Origin of the sequence: Streptomyces sp. NPDC004327, assembly GCF_042873935.1 — a bacterium.
In the GTDB taxonomy this organism is placed as follows: Bacteria; Actinomycetota; Actinomycetes; order Streptomycetales; family Streptomycetaceae; genus Streptomyces.
Window position 1 is genome coordinate 223,522 of sequence record NZ_JBIAME010000008.1, and the last position, 15,240, is coordinate 238,761.

Annotated in this window: 14 protein-coding genes; 2 read left to right on the forward strand and 12 right to left on the reverse strand. The window is 73.7% G+C overall.

Going from position 1 to position 15,240, the window contains the following annotated elements:
* Window positions 1-103 precede the first annotated feature (103 nt).
* The 7 genes from pheT to infC form a co-directional block, all read right to left on the reverse strand.
* The gene (gene pheT / locus ACFYU9_RS27145; RefSeq protein WP_389212737.1) at window positions 104-2,635 is read right to left on the reverse strand and encodes a phenylalanine--tRNA ligase subunit beta; all 2,532 of its coding nucleotides are present in this window, start codon (window positions 2,633-2,635) and stop codon (window positions 104-106) included.
* On the reverse strand, window positions 2,635-3,762 hold the full coding sequence (pheS, locus tag ACFYU9_RS27150) for a phenylalanine--tRNA ligase subunit alpha (RefSeq protein WP_389212735.1): 1,128 nt from the start codon (window positions 3,760-3,762) through the stop codon (window positions 2,635-2,637). The genes pheT and pheS overlap by 1 nt, the downstream gene beginning before the upstream one ends.
* Before the next feature lie 179 nt (window positions 3,763-3,941).
* The gene (locus tag ACFYU9_RS27155; protein WP_389346333.1) at window positions 3,942-5,141 is read right to left on the reverse strand and encodes an ATP-binding protein; all 1,200 of its coding nucleotides are present in this window, start codon (window positions 5,139-5,141) and stop codon (window positions 3,942-3,944) included.
* 79 nt (window positions 5,142-5,220) lie between these two features.
* Window positions 5,221-6,060, reverse strand: coding sequence for a TrmH family RNA methyltransferase (locus ACFYU9_RS27160; protein WP_389212732.1), 840 nt, complete (start codon window positions 6,058-6,060; stop codon window positions 5,221-5,223).
* 115 nt (window positions 6,061-6,175) lie between these two features.
* Window positions 6,176-6,562, reverse strand: a complete 387-nt coding sequence (rplT, locus tag ACFYU9_RS27165) for a 50S ribosomal protein L20 (protein WP_389212730.1) — start codon at window positions 6,560-6,562, stop codon at window positions 6,176-6,178.
* A gap of 108 nt (window positions 6,563-6,670) precedes the next feature.
* The gene (gene rpmI, locus ACFYU9_RS27170; RefSeq protein WP_041128339.1) at window positions 6,671-6,865 is read right to left on the reverse strand and encodes a 50S ribosomal protein L35; all 195 of its coding nucleotides are present in this window, start codon (window positions 6,863-6,865) and stop codon (window positions 6,671-6,673) included.
* A 126-nt stretch (window positions 6,866-6,991) separates the two neighbouring features.
* Window positions 6,992-7,723, reverse strand: a complete 732-nt coding sequence (infC, locus tag ACFYU9_RS27175; protein WP_389213127.1) for a translation initiation factor IF-3 — start codon at window positions 7,721-7,723, stop codon at window positions 6,992-6,994.
* Between the two features lie 328 nt (window positions 7,724-8,051).
* Between infC and ACFYU9_RS27180 the strand changes: the two genes are divergently transcribed.
* Entirely contained in the window at window positions 8,052-8,429 is a 378-nt protein-coding gene (locus tag ACFYU9_RS27180; protein WP_389212729.1) for a DUF1844 domain-containing protein, read from the forward strand.
* A 13-nt stretch (window positions 8,430-8,442) separates the two neighbouring features.
* Here ACFYU9_RS27180 and ACFYU9_RS27185 read toward each other — a convergent pair whose 3' ends face one another.
* The 3 genes from ACFYU9_RS27185 to ACFYU9_RS27195 all read right to left on the reverse strand — a co-directional run bounded on the left by ACFYU9_RS27185 (window position 8,443) and on the right by ACFYU9_RS27195 (window position 11,730).
* Complete coding sequence (locus tag ACFYU9_RS27185) at window positions 8,443-9,177, reverse strand: SseB family protein (protein WP_389212727.1); 735 nt, start codon at window positions 9,175-9,177, stop codon at window positions 8,443-8,445.
* An 82-nt stretch (window positions 9,178-9,259) separates the two neighbouring features.
* Window positions 9,260-10,438: a type VII secretion-associated serine protease mycosin gene (mycP, locus tag ACFYU9_RS27190; RefSeq protein WP_389346334.1), complete on the reverse strand. Its 1,179-nt coding sequence runs from the start codon at window positions 10,436-10,438 to the stop codon at window positions 9,260-9,262.
* Complete coding sequence (locus tag ACFYU9_RS27195; RefSeq protein WP_389346335.1) at window positions 10,435-11,730, reverse strand: hypothetical protein; 1,296 nt, start codon at window positions 11,728-11,730, stop codon at window positions 10,435-10,437. Before ACFYU9_RS27195 ends, mycP begins: the two co-directional genes overlap by 4 nt.
* A gap of 136 nt (window positions 11,731-11,866) precedes the next feature.
* Between ACFYU9_RS27195 and ACFYU9_RS27200 the strand changes: the two genes are divergently transcribed.
* Window positions 11,867-13,069 (forward strand): amino acid deaminase/aldolase, encoded by a 1,203-nt coding sequence (locus tag ACFYU9_RS27200; protein WP_389346336.1) that lies wholly within the window; start codon window positions 11,867-11,869, stop codon window positions 13,067-13,069.
* 7 nt (window positions 13,070-13,076) lie between these two features.
* On the opposite strand, the gene ACFYU9_RS27205 is transcribed toward ACFYU9_RS27200, so the two are convergent.
* Window positions 13,077-14,363, reverse strand: coding sequence for a haloacid dehalogenase-like hydrolase (locus ACFYU9_RS27205; RefSeq protein WP_389212719.1), 1,287 nt, complete (start codon window positions 14,361-14,363; stop codon window positions 13,077-13,079).
* Window positions 14,364-14,450: 87 nt separating this feature from the next.
* Window positions 14,451-15,236, reverse strand: a complete 786-nt coding sequence (locus ACFYU9_RS27210) for a 3-oxoacyl-ACP reductase (protein WP_389212717.1) — start codon at window positions 15,234-15,236, stop codon at window positions 14,451-14,453.
* Between the last annotated feature and the right edge of the window lie 4 nt (window positions 15,237-15,240).

Below are 15,240 nucleotides of genomic sequence, written 5' to 3' on the forward strand. Positions count from 1 at the left end.
GCGAGCCCCGGGGGGAGTAGCCCGGGACCGCGAAGGGGCCCTGCCCCGGGCTTCTCGCCCGGGGCAGGGCCCCTTCGGTCACGCGCGCGTGTCACACGGGCCGTCAGGCGCCGCGCAGCACCGCTCCCGTGTGCTCCGCGGCCATGGCGACCGCGGCGTCGCGGGCGGCCGTGGCCTCCTCGACCGTCAGCGTGCGGTCGGCGGCGCGGAAGCGCAGGGCGTAGGCCAGGGACTTCTTGCCGGCGTCGAGCTGGTCGCCGGTGTAGACGTCGAACAGGCGGATGGACTCCAGGAGTTCACCCGCGCCGCCGGCCAGGTAGTACTCGACCATGGCGCTCGGGACGTCCTGGTCGACGACCAGGGCGACGTCCTGGGTGGCGACCGGGAAGGCGGAGATGCGCGGGGCCTTGACCGGGCCCTCGCTCGCGCGCTCCAGGACGTCGAGGTCCAGCTCCATGGCGCAGGTGCGGGCCGGCAGGCCGAGCGCCTTCACCACGCGGGGGTGGAGCTCGCCACCGTGACCGGCGAGGACCTTCGCGCCGTCGATGACGACGTGGAAGGCGGCGCACCGGCCCGGGTGCCAGGGGGCGTGCTGGTCGCTGTCGATCAGCAGCTCGACACCGGCCTCGGCGGCGATCAGGCGCGCCGCCTGGATGGCGTCGGCCCAGTCCGTCGGGCGGCCCTTGCCCCACCAGCCGGCCTGCTCGCGGGCGCCGGCGAGGACGACGGCGGCGCGGCGCGGCTGCGCGGGCAGCGCGGCGTTGACGCGGGCGATGTCCTCGTCGGAGGGACGGCCGTCGACGCCCAGGCGGACGGCGACGCCCGGCTGGCCCTCGGTGGGCCGGAAGACCAGACCGGTCTCGAAGAGCGCCAGGTCGTGGCTGCCGCGCCCGTCGTTGCGGCGCAGCGCGCCGAGCAGGCCCGGCAGCAGCGTCGTGCGGAGCGCGGGCTCCTCGTCGGAGAGCGGGTTGACCAGCTTGACGACCCGGCGGCGGGCGTCGTCCGCGTCCAGGCCGAGCTGGTCGAGGACCTGCTCGCCGATGAACGGGTAGTTCAGCGCCTCGACGTAGCCGGCGCCGGCCAGCGCGCGGCCCACCCGGCGGTGGGTGCGCTGGCGCTCGGTGAGGCCGCGGCCCGCCGGGGGCTTGGGCAGCGTGGAGGGCAGGTTCTCGTAGCCCTCCAGCCGGATGACCTCTTCGGCGAGGTCGTTCGGCTCGTTGAGGTCGGGGCGCCACGAGGGCACGGTGACGACGAGCGCGTCCTGGCCGTAGACGTCGCAGCCGACCTCCTGGAGGCGGCGGACGACGGTCTCGCGGCCGTAGTCGACGCCCGCGACCTTGTCCGGGTGGTTCGCCGGCATGGCGATGGTCCGGGGCGCGGACGGGGCGACGATCTCGGTGACGCCGGCCTCGGCCGTGCCGCCCGCGAGCAGCACGAGCAGGTCGACGGTGCGCTGCGCGGCGGCGGCCGCGGCCAGCGGGTCGACACCGCGCTCGAAGCGCTTGGACGCCTCGGAGGACAGCTTGTGGCGGCGCGCGGTGCGGGCGATCGCGATCGCGTCGAAGTGCGCGGCCTCGATGACGACCTCGGTGGTGCCGGTGACGACGCCGGTCTCCGGGTCGGTGACCGGGTCGGCGATCTCGGTGTTGGCGCCGCCCATGACACCGGCGAGGCCGATCGGCCCGCTGTTGTCGGTGATGAGCAGGTCGGCCGGGTCGAGGACGCGGACGGTCCCGTCGAGCGTGGTGATCTTCTCACCGGGCTCGGCGCGGCGGACGCCGATGGGGCCGTCGACGCGGCTGCGGTCGTAGGCGTGCAGCGGCTGGCCGAGCTCGAGCATCACGTAGTTGGTGATGTCGACGGCGAGCGAGATCGGGCGCATGCCGGCCTTCTGCAGGCGGCGCTTGAGCCAGATCGGGCTGTGGGCCTCGGGGTCGAGGCCGGTGACCGTGCGGGCGGTGAAGCGGTCGCAGCCCATCGGGTCGGCGATCTGCACGGGGTAGCCGTACGCGTTGGGCGCGGGCACGTCGAGCAGCGCCGGGTCGCGCAGCGGCAGCCCGTAGGCGATGGCGGCCTCGCGGGCGATGCCGCGCATCGAGAGGCAGTAGCCGCGGTCCGGGGTGACGGCGATGTCGAGGACCTCGTCGTACAGCTCCAGGAGGACCGTGGCGTCGATGCCGACCTCGTACTCCGGCGGCAGCACGATGATGCCGTGCGTGCCGTCGTCGCCCATGCCGAGCTCGTCGCCGGAGCAGATCATGCCCTTGGAGACGCGGCCGTACGTCTTGCGCTCGGCGATGCGGAAGTCGCCGGGCAGCACGGCGCCGGGCAGGGCCACGACGACCTTGTCGCCCTCGGCGAAGTTCCGGGCGCCGCAGATGATCTCCTGCGGCTCGCCGGTGCCGTTGGCCTGACCGACGTCGACGGTGCAGAAGCGGATCGGCTTCTTGAACTCGGTCAGTTCCTCGATGGTGAGGACCTTGCCGACGACGAGCGGGCCGGTGAGGCCCGCGCCGAGCTGCTCGACGGTCTCGACCTCGAGGCCGGCCGAAACGAGCTTGGCCTGTACGTCACGGCCGGTCTCCGTCGACGGCAGGTCGACGTACTCCCGCAGCCAGGAAAGCGGGACCCGCATCAGATCTCCATCCCGAAAGGCCGGGTGAACCGGACGTCACCCTCGACCATGTCTCGCATGTCTTCGACGTTGTGGCGGAACATCAGCATCCGCTCGATGCCGAACCCGAAGGCGAATCCGCTGTACTTCTCGGGGTCCACACCGCAGGCGACGAGCACCTTCGGGTTGACCATGCCGCAGCCGCCGAGCTCGATCCAGCCCTCGCTGCCGCAGGTGCGGCAGGGCCGGTCCGGGTTGCCGACGGACTCGCCGCGGCACACGTAGCAGAGCATGTCCATCTCGGCGGACGGCTCGGTGAACGGGAAGAAGTTCGGGCGGAGCCGGGTCTTCATGTCGGGCCCGAAGAGCGCCTGGACCATGTGGTCCAGGGTGCCCTTGAGGTCGGCCATGGTGAGGCCCTCGTCGACGGCGAGCAGCTCGATCTGGTGGAAGACCGGGGTGTGCGTGGCGTCGAGCTCGTCGGTGCGGTAGACCCGGCCGGGGCACACCACGTAGACCGGGGGCTCCCGGTCGATGAGGGTGCGGGCCTGGACCGGCGAGGTGTGGGTGCGCAGCACGACGCCGGACTCGTCGCCCGTAGTTCCCTCGGGGCCCCGGACGAAGAAGGTGTCCTGCATCTGCCGGGCCGGGTGGTCCGGCACGAAGTTCAGGGCGTCGAAGTTGAACCACTCGGCCTCGACCTCGGGGCCCTCGGCGACCTCGTAGCCCATCGACACGAAGACGTCGGCGACGCGCTCCATGAGGGTGGTCAGCGGGTGGCGGGCGCCGGCCGGGATCCGGTCGTACGGCAGGGTGACGTCGACGGCCTCCTCGACGAGGACGCGGGCGTCGCGCTCGGCCTCCAGCTCGGCCTGGCGGGCGGCGAGGGCCTTGGCGACGGCGCCGCGGGCCTGGCCCACGATCTTGCCGGCCGCGGCCTTGGCCTGCGGGGGCAGGGCGCCGATCTCGCGGTTGGCGAGCGCCAGCGGCGAGGTGCCGCCGGTGTGCGCGGTCTTCGCGTGGGTGAGCGCGTCGAGGTCGCCTGCGGCGGCGAAGGCGGCGAGCGCCTCGTCCCGCATGCGCTCGATCTCTTCCGGTTTCAAGGCTTCGACCTCGACCGGGTCGTACGACTTATTGGGTGCCGACATCTCTTCCCGTGCTTCCGTTGGCTGGCTGGGCGGCCCCGCTCGACGTCAAGGGCGCAAACGTGCCAAAGGACGAGTCTAACGGGGCGCGGGGACGCGAATGAGCCCGTGGGCGGCCCCGGGCGGCTCCTGACCTCGTACGGTCTCGTCAGGCGAGACGGGAGGCGACGTCGCGAAGGACGTCAGAGGAGGTGGGCCGGGGTGCCGACGGGCAGGATAAATCGGAACTCGGCCCCGCCGCGGGGACCGCGTCCGACGGTGATGGTGCCGCCGTGGGCCTCGACGACGCCCTTGACGATGTAGAGGCCGAGCCCGGTGCCGCCGCGCTTGCTGCCCCGCCAGAAGCGGGTGAAGACGCGGCCCATCGACTCCTCGGGGATGCCGGGTCCTTCGTCGCTCACGCTGACCTCCGTCCCCTTCTCTCCGTCGGTGGTGGCCGTGGTGGGTGCCACCTCGATGGTGACGGTTCCCTCGCCGTGGCGCACCGCATTTTCGAGCAGGTTGCCGAGGATCTGGTCGATCTTGTCGGGGTCGGCCCACAGGTCCGGCAGATCGGGCCTGACCCGCACGAAGAAGCGGTCCGGGGACTGACCGCGGGTGATGTGGGCGTGCACGTGGCGGCCCACGGCGGCGGCGATGTCGACGCGCTGGCGGCGCACCTCCAGACGGCCGGAATCGATCCGCGAGATGTCGAGCAGCTCGGCGATGAGCCGCTTGATGCGGCCCGCGTCGGCGTCGACGGTCTCCAGCATCAGCCGCTTCTGGTCGTCGGTGAACCGCTCCCACTTGTCGAGCAGGGTCGCGGTGAAGCCCTTCACGGAGGTCAGCGGGGAACGCAGCTCGTGCGCGACGGTGGCGATCAGTTCGGCGTGGCTGCGCTCGGTGCGGCGGCGCGCCTCGGTGCCGCGCAGGCAGACCACGACCCGCTGCACGGGGCCGGTGGGACGGCTGCGCACGTAACGGGCGGAGACGAGCACCTCGCGCCCGCCGGGCAGCAGCAGGTTGCGCTCGGGCTGGCCGCTCCGGGTGGCGAGTCCGCCGTAGGGGTCGGTGAGCGCCCACCAGCGGTGGCCCTTGAGGTCCTCCAGGGGCAGCGCCTGGTCGAGCGGCCGGCCGAGCGCCCGGTCGCCGGGGACGGCGGTGATGCGGCTGGCGGCGGCGTTGAAACAGATGATCCGGCCGGTCTCGTCGGCGACGACGAGACCGTCGGGCAGGTCGTCCGGGTCGATCCCGAGCCCGGGGCCGCCGTCGCCTCCGGGCACGTACGGGGCGGTGCCGCGGTGCGGCTGCGGCGCTCCCCCCGGATCCGGTACGGGTGGCGGCTCAGGCGCGTGCGGCGCGGCGCTCCGTGCCTGTGCGGGACTGCCCGTACCGACCGTCATCCCCGTATCCCACCCCTCCGTGTAGCGCAGTGGGCCCCGAGCTCGTCACCCTACTAGGCGCGACGGCCCCGTGGTGTGCTCAGGAGGTGGTTCGGGGGCGCTGGGCGCGCGCGGAGGCGTACAGGCACACGGCGGCGGCGGTCGCGAGGTTGAGGCTCTCGGCCTTGCCGTGGATCGGGACGCGGACGACGGCGTCGGCGAGGGCCCGGGTCTCCTCGGGCAGCCCCCACGCCTCGTTGCCGAAGACCCAGGCGGTCGGGCCGCTCATGGTGCCGGCGTCCAGCTCGTCGTCGAGGTCGTCCTCGCCTGCGCCGTCGGCGGCGAGGATCCGCACGCCGGCGCCCTTGAGGCCGGCGACGGCCTGCTCGACCGGGACGCCGACGGCGACCGGGAGGTGGAAGAGGGAGCCGACGGAGGCGCGCACGGACTTCGGGTTGTAGAGGTCCACGGAGGCGTCGGTGAGGATCACGGCGTCGGCGCCGGCAGCGTCGGCGCAGCGCAGCACGGTGCCGGCGTTCCCGGGGTCGCGGACGTGCGCGAGGACGGCGACCAGCTTGGGCCGGGCGGCCAGGATGTCCTCGAACGGCGAGTCGAGGAAGCGGCAGACACCGACGAGGCCCTGCGGGGTGACGGTCTGGGAGACCTCGGCGAGGACGGTGTCGGAGGCGAGGTGGACGCGGGCGCCGGCGGCGCGGGCGGCGTCGACGATCGGGGCGTAGCGCTCGGCGGCCTCGACGGTGGTGAAGAGCTCGACGAGGGTGGCCTCACCGCCACTGCCGCGGTGCTCGACGGCCTCGCGGACGGCCTGCGGGCCCTCGGCGAGGAAGAGGCGGTCCTTGCCCCGGAAATTGCGCTTGGCGAGCCGTCGGGCGGCGACGACGCGCGGCGAACGCGGGGAGATCAGCTCGGGGGTGGACATGTGCCTGCGGCTCTCTGTCTCGTCGGGTGGCGTACGGCGTGAGGGGGCGCTCAACGCGCCGGACCCGCAGGCGCAGGGCCTGCGGGTCCGGGCAGAAGTACTGCGGCCTGGAAGATCAGGCGGCGGCCTTCGGAGCGTTGACGTCGGCCGGGAGGGCCTTCTGCGCAACCTCGACCAGCGCGGCGAACGCGTTGGAGTCGTTGACGGCCAGCTCGGCGAGGATCTTGCGGTCCACCTCGATGTTGGCGGCCTTCAGACCCTGGATGAGGCGGTTGTACGTCATGCCGTTCAGGCGGGCAGCGGCGTTGATGCGCTGGATCCACAGCTGACGGAAGTCGCCCTTGCGCTTCTTGCGGTCGTTGAAGTTGTAGACCAGCGAGTGGGTGACCTGCTCCTTGGCCTTGCGGTAGAGGCGCGAACGCTGACCGCGGTAGCCGGAGGCCTGCTCGAGGATCGCCCGGCGCTTCTTGTGGGCGTTGACTGCCCGCTTGACGCGTGCCACTTCTTAACTCCTTGCAGCGGGGTCGTGGTGGTCCTCACACGACCCGAAAAAACGGATGGGTCCCGGTCTCGACCGGATGCCCTCCAGGGCGGAGGGCGGGAGATCAGCTCAGATGCCCAGCATCTTCTTGATCTTGGCGGAGTCACCCGGGGCCATCTCGGCGTTGCCGGTGAGGCGACGCGTCAGCTTGGACGACTTGTGCTCGAGCAGGTGGCGCTTGCCGGCGCGCTCCCGCAGGATCTTGCCGGAGCCGGTGACCTTGAAGCGCTTCTTGGCACCGGAGTGCGTCTTGTTCTTCGGCATGGCGCCGTTATCTCCTCGTCAGTGGCGCTCCCCCCGGTGCGGGCACCGGGCAACCGGGAGCGTCAATTCTTCGATTGGTGGTTCCGGGCGGAACCCTGGGGCTGCCGGTCCGGCAGCCCCGCGGGATCACGCCTCGGCGTTCTCGGCCGACGTGTCGGCCGAAGCCTGCTCCTCGACCGAAGCCTGCTCCTCGGCCGGGGCCTGCTCCTCGGCCTCGGCCGCCGCGGGCGAAACGCCCTGGCGCTCGGCCTTGCGCGCGGCCTGGGCCTCGCGAGCCTCGGCCATGGCCTCGGTCTTCTTCTTGTGCGGACCCAGAACCATGATCATGTTCCGGCCGTCCTGCTTCGGGTTGGACTCGATGAAGCCGAGCTCCTGAACGTCCTCAGCGAGACGCTGCAGCAGTCGGTAGCCGAGCTCAGGGCGGGACTGCTCACGACCACGGAACATGATCGTGATCTTGACCTTGTCACCCTGCTTGAGGAACCGGACGACGTGACCCTTCTTGGTGTCGTAGTCGTGCGGGTCGATCTTCGGCCGGAGCTTCATCTCCTTGATGACCGTGTGCGCCTGGTTCTTGCGCGCCTCACGGGCCTTCATGGCCGACTCGTACTTGAACTTCCCGTAGTCCATGAGCTTGCACACGGGCGGACGGGCGGTCGCCGCGACCTCGACGAGATCGAGGTCGTACTCCTGCGCGAGCTCCAGGGCCTTGGCAAGCGGCACAATGCCGACCTGCTCGCCACTGGGGCCGACAAGACGCACCTCGGGAACGCGAATCCGCTCGTTGATGCGGGGCTCGGCGCTGATGGATCCTCCTCGGTAGCACCAACGCGACCGCCGGGCGGACGGACACGTCACGGTAGAACTGTCGGGACCAACCGCTCCGGTGCATGAAAAATGCCCCGGGACGGGACACAGGCGGGGCTCCATGAAACCGGAGCACCGCCGCGGCCAGCCGCGGGGCGCACATTCGGACGGCTCCATCGTCCGTACGGAACGATGGGGACCGCCTGACCGGTGACCCGCCGCCCATGAGGGTGGTCAGGTGGGAAGTCGGAGCCTCCACTTGTGGGCCGGGCACGGTAGTGCTCGGCCGGTCGTCACACAAGGTTAGCAGGAGCCGGGCCCTGGCGCGAACGGGGACGGTGCGAGCGGTTCCGGGCGCCGGTCCGCTTATCGTGTGGGCATGAGCGAGACGCCCCAGCACGAGTCCACCGACTCCCCCGACAGCCCTGACTTCGCGGCCATGACGCGCGACATCGCCGAGGTCCCGGCGGTCGAGGTGATCGTCACGGTCGCCGTCAACCTGATGAGCGCCGCCGCGGTGAAGCTCGGGCTCACCGAGGAGGGCGACGACCACAAGGACCTCGACGAGGCCCGCAAGCTGATCCACGCCCTCGCCGGTCTGCTCGACGCCGGCGCGACGGAGATCTCGTCCTTCCACGCGGCCCCGCTGCGCGACGGTCTGAAGTCCCTCCAGCTCGCCTTCCGCGAGGCGTCCTTCGTCCCGGACGAGCCGGGCCAGGGCCCGGGCGAGAAGTACACCGGGCCCGTTTACGGCTGAGGGTTCGGAATAGTCAGTTCTTTACGTAGAAGGGCTCGCCCGGAGGCGTGGCCGAGGCCGGCAGCAGTGCCAGGTCGAGGCCGCGCACCAGGCGGGCCCTCAGTGTTTCGTCGGCGGCGAGCGCGCGGGCCACGCGCTGGGCGGGCCCGGCCGGGTCGGCGTCGTCGGCCAGGACCAGGGCGAGGGTGCCGTCGGCGGTGCCGGGGCCCAGGTGGGCGCGGAGCACGGCGGGTTCGGCGGCGACGGCGGCGCGGACCGCGTCCCGTACCGCCGGGTCGTCCAGCGGGTCCGTGCTGGTGCGGCCCTCGGCCAGGGCGAGCAGGGCGGAACCGGTCACCTGGTACGGCACCGGGCCGGCCAGGTCCAGGACGAGCGTGTCGGCCTTCTCGTGGACGAGGGCGGCGAGCGCCTGGTGCAGCGGGACGGCGACGGGCCGGGCGGCCGGGTCCCACAGGGCGAGCGAGGCGATCGAGGTGAAGGCCGGCAGCGCCCGCCGGTCACCCGCGGTGAGCGTGGGCACCGCCATGTCGCTGGTCTTCTCCTGCTTGAGCCCGGTCACCGGGTCGGTCTCGACCTCGCCGAGCATCGCGACGACGGGCACGAGCAGCCGCGCGTCCTTCAGGGCGGCGAGGACGGGGCCATGGGCGGTCCGGTCCTCCGCCCAGGCCGCCAGGGCCGCGGTGAGCCGCGGGTCGGCGGTGCCGTCGTCGTCGGAGAAACCGGGGTCGGGGATGTTCTTGAGCGCCACGCCCCGAGCCTAACGGTCCGGGATCCGGCCATCGGCCCGGGGCCGATCGGCCCCGCCCGGCGCCCCTGCTCGGCGGCCTCGCTCAGCGCGTGGTGCGGCCGCCCCGCCACAGGGCGACCGCGGCGGCGAGGAAGAGCACGCCGACACCGCCCGCGAGGGGCGCGAGGAGGCCCAGGGGCCGGGAGTCGTCGGCGGCGGGCTGCGGACCGGGCCCGAAGTAGCGGCCCTGGTATCCCGCGACGGCGGCCTTGGTGTCGGCGCCCTTCAGCGTGCCGGCCGCGTCGATCGCGGCGGCCGGGTCGACCGTGCCGTAGCCCTTCTCGTCGCTGTGCCCCTCCTTGGGGCGGTTGCGCGCGGTGTCCACGAGGAGGTCCTTGACCTGGGCCGGGGTGAGGTCGGGGTGCGCGGAGCGGACCAGGGCGACGGCGCCGGAGACGAACGCGGCGGCGGCGCTGGTGCCCCAGCCCTCGTAGTAGCGGCGGTCGGGGTCGGCGATGACGATGTCGACGCCGGGCGCGGACACCGTGGCGTACCAGCGGCTGGTGGAGAAGGCGGCGTGGGTGCCGTAGCGGTCGACGGCGGCGACGGCGATGACGCCGGGGTAGGCGGCCGGGAAGGAGATGTGGTCGCCCTTCTCGCCGCCGTTGCCGGCGGAGGCGACGACCGAGACGCCCTTGGCGAGCGCGTACTGGACGGCGGCGTCCTCGCCCGCGTCGGGGTGGGCGGACTCGGAGTCGTCGCCGAGGGAGAGGTTGATGACGTCGGCGCCGTGGTCGGCGGCCCAGCGGATGCCCTCGGCGAGGGCGGTGCCGCGGGTCTTGCGGGCCTTGTCGCGCTGCTTGTCGGTGCCTTCGAGGATCACCCGCACGGGCAGGATCCGGGCCTTCGGCGCGACGCCGAGCACGCCGTCCTGGTCGCCGGGACCGTGACCGTGGCCGGCGATGATGCCGGCCATCGCGGTGCCGTGCCGGGCCCAGGCGCGGTCGCCGTGGGTGGCGCCGAAGCCGATGAGGTCGGTGCCGGTGAGGACCGAGCCCGCGAGGTCGGGGTGGGTGCCGTCGACGCCGGTGTCGAGGACGGCGACGGTGATGCCCTCGCCGCGGGTCGTCTGCCACACCCGGCCCGTGTGCAGGGCGTCGAGGCCCCACTGGCGGGCCCGGATGGTGTCGGCGTACGCGGGCGTGGCCGTCGCCGGGAGGACGGCGAAGGCGGCGGCGAGCAGGGCGGCGGCGGCAGTGGTGACGGTACGGCGCGGGGTCACCGCTCGTCCTCCTCGACGGTCCTCACGACGGTGCGGCGCAGGGCCCGCTCGACGGCGTCGGCGACGCCCTTGGCCTCGTGGCCGAGGCCGGCCTGGGCGACGGCCGTGGTGCGCTTGGGGGTCATGGCCTTGGCGGCGGGCTCGGGGGCGTCGACCGGGCGGCCGTCGGCGAAGCCGGACACGGCGGTCACGACGACGGGCAGGTCCGGCAGGATGTGCCGCCACCAGCTGCCCCGCTGGGCGGCGCCGAAGCCGTCGGCGACCGTGCCGGGGCCGGCGAGCGCGGGCGGCGGCTCGTCGTCGGCGCGGGAGCCGAGGGTGCGCATCGTGGCCGGGTCGGCCTGGGTGAAGACCAGGGCGACGGTGGTGACGTGGGAGGCCGTCGCGTCGGTGTAGGTGGCGCGCAGCACGCGGTCGCAGCCGACGGTGCCGAGCGCCGTGCCGAGCGCCCTGGGCAGGGTGGCCGGCGTGCAGGGCGCGTCGGGCGCGACGACGATGCGGGTCCAGGTGCGGGTGGCTCCGCCCGGTCCGGCGGAGGGGCCGGGCAGCGTGCGCGGGAAGAGGGTGTCCACGGGCACGTCGTGCCACAGCGCGCGCGAGGCGCCGTATCCGGCCGGTTCGTCGGCCTCGCCGACCCCGCTCCCGGCGAGCAGCGCCCCGGCGACGGCCCCGCCGACCAGGCCGAGCGCGAGCACGGCGCAGGCGGCCGCGGCCACGACCCGGCCGGCGCCGCGGTCCCGGACCGGGCGCAGCCGCGTGGTGGTCTCCGCCGGCGTCTCGGGTCCGGTGCGGGCGGCGAGGGCCCAGGTGTCACAGGCCTGGGCGGGCGGAGCGGGCAGCGGCGCGGCGGGCTGCTGGTGGTGCCGTACGGCCCGCAGTCGCGTGGTCGTCTCGGCGGCGCGGGGCTCCCGTACGGGACGGAGCCGAGTGGTGGTCTCCGTCGGCCGCTCGGCGACCGGGGCCGGAGCGGGAGGCGTGGCGGGGGCCGGAGGCGTGGCGGGGGCCTGGGGCGTGGCGGGGGCCTGGGGCGTGGCCAGGGCCTGGGGCCTGTCCGGTGCCGGAGGCGTGGCGGGGGCCGGAGGCGTGGCCACGGCCTGGGGCGTGGCGGGAGCCCGGGGCGTGGCGGGGGCCGGGGGCGTGGCGGGGGCCGGGGGCGGCTCTTCGGGCGGGAGGGGCTGCGACAGGGAGCGCTCGCGCCGGGCGGGCAGGAACCGGCCGGGGGCGGGGGTGTCGGCGGCCGGGGGCCCGGGGGTCCGGGAGGTGGGCGCGGGGTGCTGCGGCTCGGTGCTCATCCCCGTCCCCCTGGTCGTTCCGCGAAAGCAATGGGCGTCACTCTACGGGCTGTTCCCGGCAGGTCGGGAACCGGGCGGGAGGCGGGCGGGAAGCCGGGGGCTACCCACGTGCAAACCGGTCTGGCAGGCTCTGGCCATGACGCCTCGTGCCACCGACCGGGCCCGGTACGACCGGGCCACCGCGCATCTCGACGGGCCCCTCGCGATCGTCGATCTGGCAGCGTTCGACGCGAACGCGGCGGATCTGGTGCGCCGGGCGGGCGGGAAGCCGGTCCGGGTCGCGAGCAAGTCGGTGCGGTGCCGGGCGCTGCTCGAGCGGGTGCTGGCGAGGGACGGCTTCGCGGGAGTGATGTCGTTCACGCTCGCCGAGTCGCTGTGGCTGGCGCGGGCCGGGTTCGACGACGTGCTCCTCGCGTATCCGTCGGCGGACCGGTCCGGGTTCGGAGAGCTCGCGGGCGATCCGAAGCTCGCCGCCTCGCTGACGGTGATGGTCGACGACGTGGCCCAGCTGGATCTGATCGAGGCGTCGCGGGCCGGGGGCGCGGAGGAGATCCGGGTCTGTCTGGAGATGGACACGGCGCTGCGGCTGCTCGGCGGCCGGGTGCGGATCGGGGCGCGGCGCTCGCCGCTGCGGGAGCCGGCCGAGCTGGCCGAGCTGGCCCGGTCGGTGGTGCGGCGGCCGGGGTTCCGGCTGGTCGGGCTGATGGCGTACGAGGGGCATGTGGCGGGCATCGGGGACGCGGTGGCGGGGCGGCCGGTGCGGTCGCGGGCGATCCGGCTGATGCAGGCGGCGGCTCGCCGGGAGCTGGCGGCGCGCCGGGCGGCGGTGGCGCGGGCGGTCCGGGCGGTGGCGCCGGACCTTCGGTTCGTCAACGGCGGCGGCACGGGCAGCGTGCAGTACACGGCGGCGGAGGACGCGGTGACGGAGGTCGCGGCGGGCTCGGGCCTGTTCGTCCCGCGGCTGTTCGACGACTACACGTCCTTCGCCGGCCGTCCGGCGGCGCTCTTCGCCCTGCCGGTGGTGCGCCGCCCGGGCGTCGGCGCGGTGACGGTCCTCGGCGGCGGCTATCCCGCCTCGGGCGTGGCGGGCCGGGACCGGCTCCCGGTCCCCTACCTCCCGGAGGGGCTGCGCTACGACCCGCGGGAGGGCCCGGGCGAGGTGCAGACGCCGCTGCTCGGCTCACCCGCCGACGACCTCCGCATCGGCGACAAGGTGTGGCTGCGCCATGCGAAGGCCGGTGAGCTGTGCGAGCGCTTCGACACGCTGCACCTGGTGGAGGGCGACCGGGTCACGGCCGCCGTGCCGACGTACCGGGGCGAGGGCCGGACGTTCCTCTGAGGCGGGATCAGTACACCGAGTCCTGCTGGTCGGGGACGACGCTGCCGTCGCCGCGGCGGACCGGCCGGGCGGTGCCGTCGCCGTCGGTGTAGCCGGTGGTGGCGCAGGGGTAGGCGGTGGTCTTCTGCTTCTTGGGCTCGATGAACATGGGGTTGACGATCCATCGGCCGTCGGCGTCGTCGTACGCCCGGCACATCAGCTCGTTCTTGTTGCGGTTGAGGACGAGGCGCAGGCCGGTGGCGTCGCGGAGGAAGGAGACGTCGGTGTCGGAGTCGCCGGCGGCGAAGACCTGGCGGCGGGCGGCGGGCTGTACGCGTTCGGCGGCGGGGCCGTGGACGCCGAGGATCTCCTGGTTGATCCAGCAGCGCTTGCCGTCGATGTAGGTGATCATCGCGTCGTCGCCGTCGCGGACGGTGCCGCAGCCCTTGAGGTGGGTGGTGAGGCGGCCGTCCTCGGTGGTGTTGCGGATGCCGACGGCGTGCGAGGGCCTGACGCCGACGCCCTCGGCCCAGACGTCGACGACGGGTTCGGGCGAGGCGGAGACGACCCAGACGTCGAAGCCGCCGTCCTTGAGGGCGCGGATGAGGTCGCGCTGCTGGTCGTAGTAGCGGACCCAGGCGGTGACCTGTGCGCTGCCGACCCGCTGGGTGGCGCCCTGCGGGGCGGCGAGGTTCTCGGCGCGGGCGGCGGCGGCGAAGGACCGCACCTGGCGGGTGGTCCAGCCGTGCAGGAGCTGGGCGAGCCAGGCGTAGGCGGGCTCGATGCGGCGGTGGTCGTAGCCGGCGAACGCGGTCCTGCCGCCGGTGGTGGCGCCCTTGCCGTAGACGGAGAGGATCTCGTCGGCGCAGCGGGTGCCTGCGGCGGTGGGGGCTGCGGTGGGGAGGGTGCGGACGCCGGTGGGGCAGGCGGCGGCGAGCGCGGTGGCGGCGTCGGGGGTGAGCCAGCGGCTGGTGGTGGTCCAGTCGCCGTGGCGCGGGGCCTTGACGCGGTCGTTGCGGAGCAGCCAGTAGAGGGTGGCGTCGCCGACGTCGTTCTTGATGACGGTGTTGTCCCAGTCGAAGACGGCGACCGGCTTGTGGCCCTTGCCGCCCTTCGTCCCGCAGTGGTCGGCGATCAGGCGCTCGATGCGGGCCTTGTTGTCGCCGTACCAGCCCTCGGAGACCTTCAGGGTGGGGCACGCGGCGGGTTCCGCCGTCCTGGCGCCCGCGGGCTCGGCGCTCGCCGTCGTGGTCAGGGCGGTCGCGGCGAGGGCGAGGGCCGCGGCGGCGGCGGAGGTGCGCAGCTTGCTGTTCATGATCACGCTCCTGTGTGTACGCAGAACAGCCGGGCGCCTTGCGACGCCCGGCTGTCGGGAGGATGGAGGCGAGGTGAACGCTGAGGTCTAGAGCGGGGTCACGTACGCGCCGGCGATGCCGCCGTCGACGAGGAAGTCGGTGGCGTTGATGAAGGAGGAGTCGTCGCTGGCGAGGAAGGCGACCGCGGCGGCGATCTCCTCGGCCTCGGCGAACCGGCCGACCGGGATGTGGACCAGGCGGCGCGCGGCGCGCTCGGGGTCCTTGGCGAACAGCTCCTGGAGCAGCGGGGTGTTGACGGGCCCGGGGCACAGGGCGTTGACCCGGATGCCCTCGCGGGCGAACTGGACGCCGAGCTCGCGGGACATGGCGAGCACGCCGCCCTTGGAGGCGGTGTAGGAGATCTGGCTGGTGGCCGCGCCCATGATGGCGACGAAGGAGGCGGTGTTGATGATGGAACCCCTGCCCTGGCGCCGCATGTACGGCAGGGCGGCCTTGCAGCACAGGTAGACGGAGGTGAGGTTGACGTCCTGGACGCGCTTCCAGGCCTCCAGGCCGGTCTCCAGGATGGAGTCGTCGTCGGGCGGCGAGATGCCGGCGTTGTTGAAGGCGATGTCGACGGAGCCGTAGGTGTCGAAGGCGACCTTGAAGAGGTTCTCGACCTCCTCCGGGTCGGTGACGTCGACCTTCACGAAGGTGCCGCCGACCTCCTCGGCGGCGGCCTTGCCGGCCCGCTCGTCGATGTCGCCGCAGACCACGTTCGCGCCCTCGGAGGCGAGCCGGCGGGCGGTGGCGAGGCCGATGCCGCTGCCGGCGCCGGTGATGACGGCGGTGCGGCCGACGAGCCGGCGGCAGATGATGTCGGTGTCGGTCATGAGT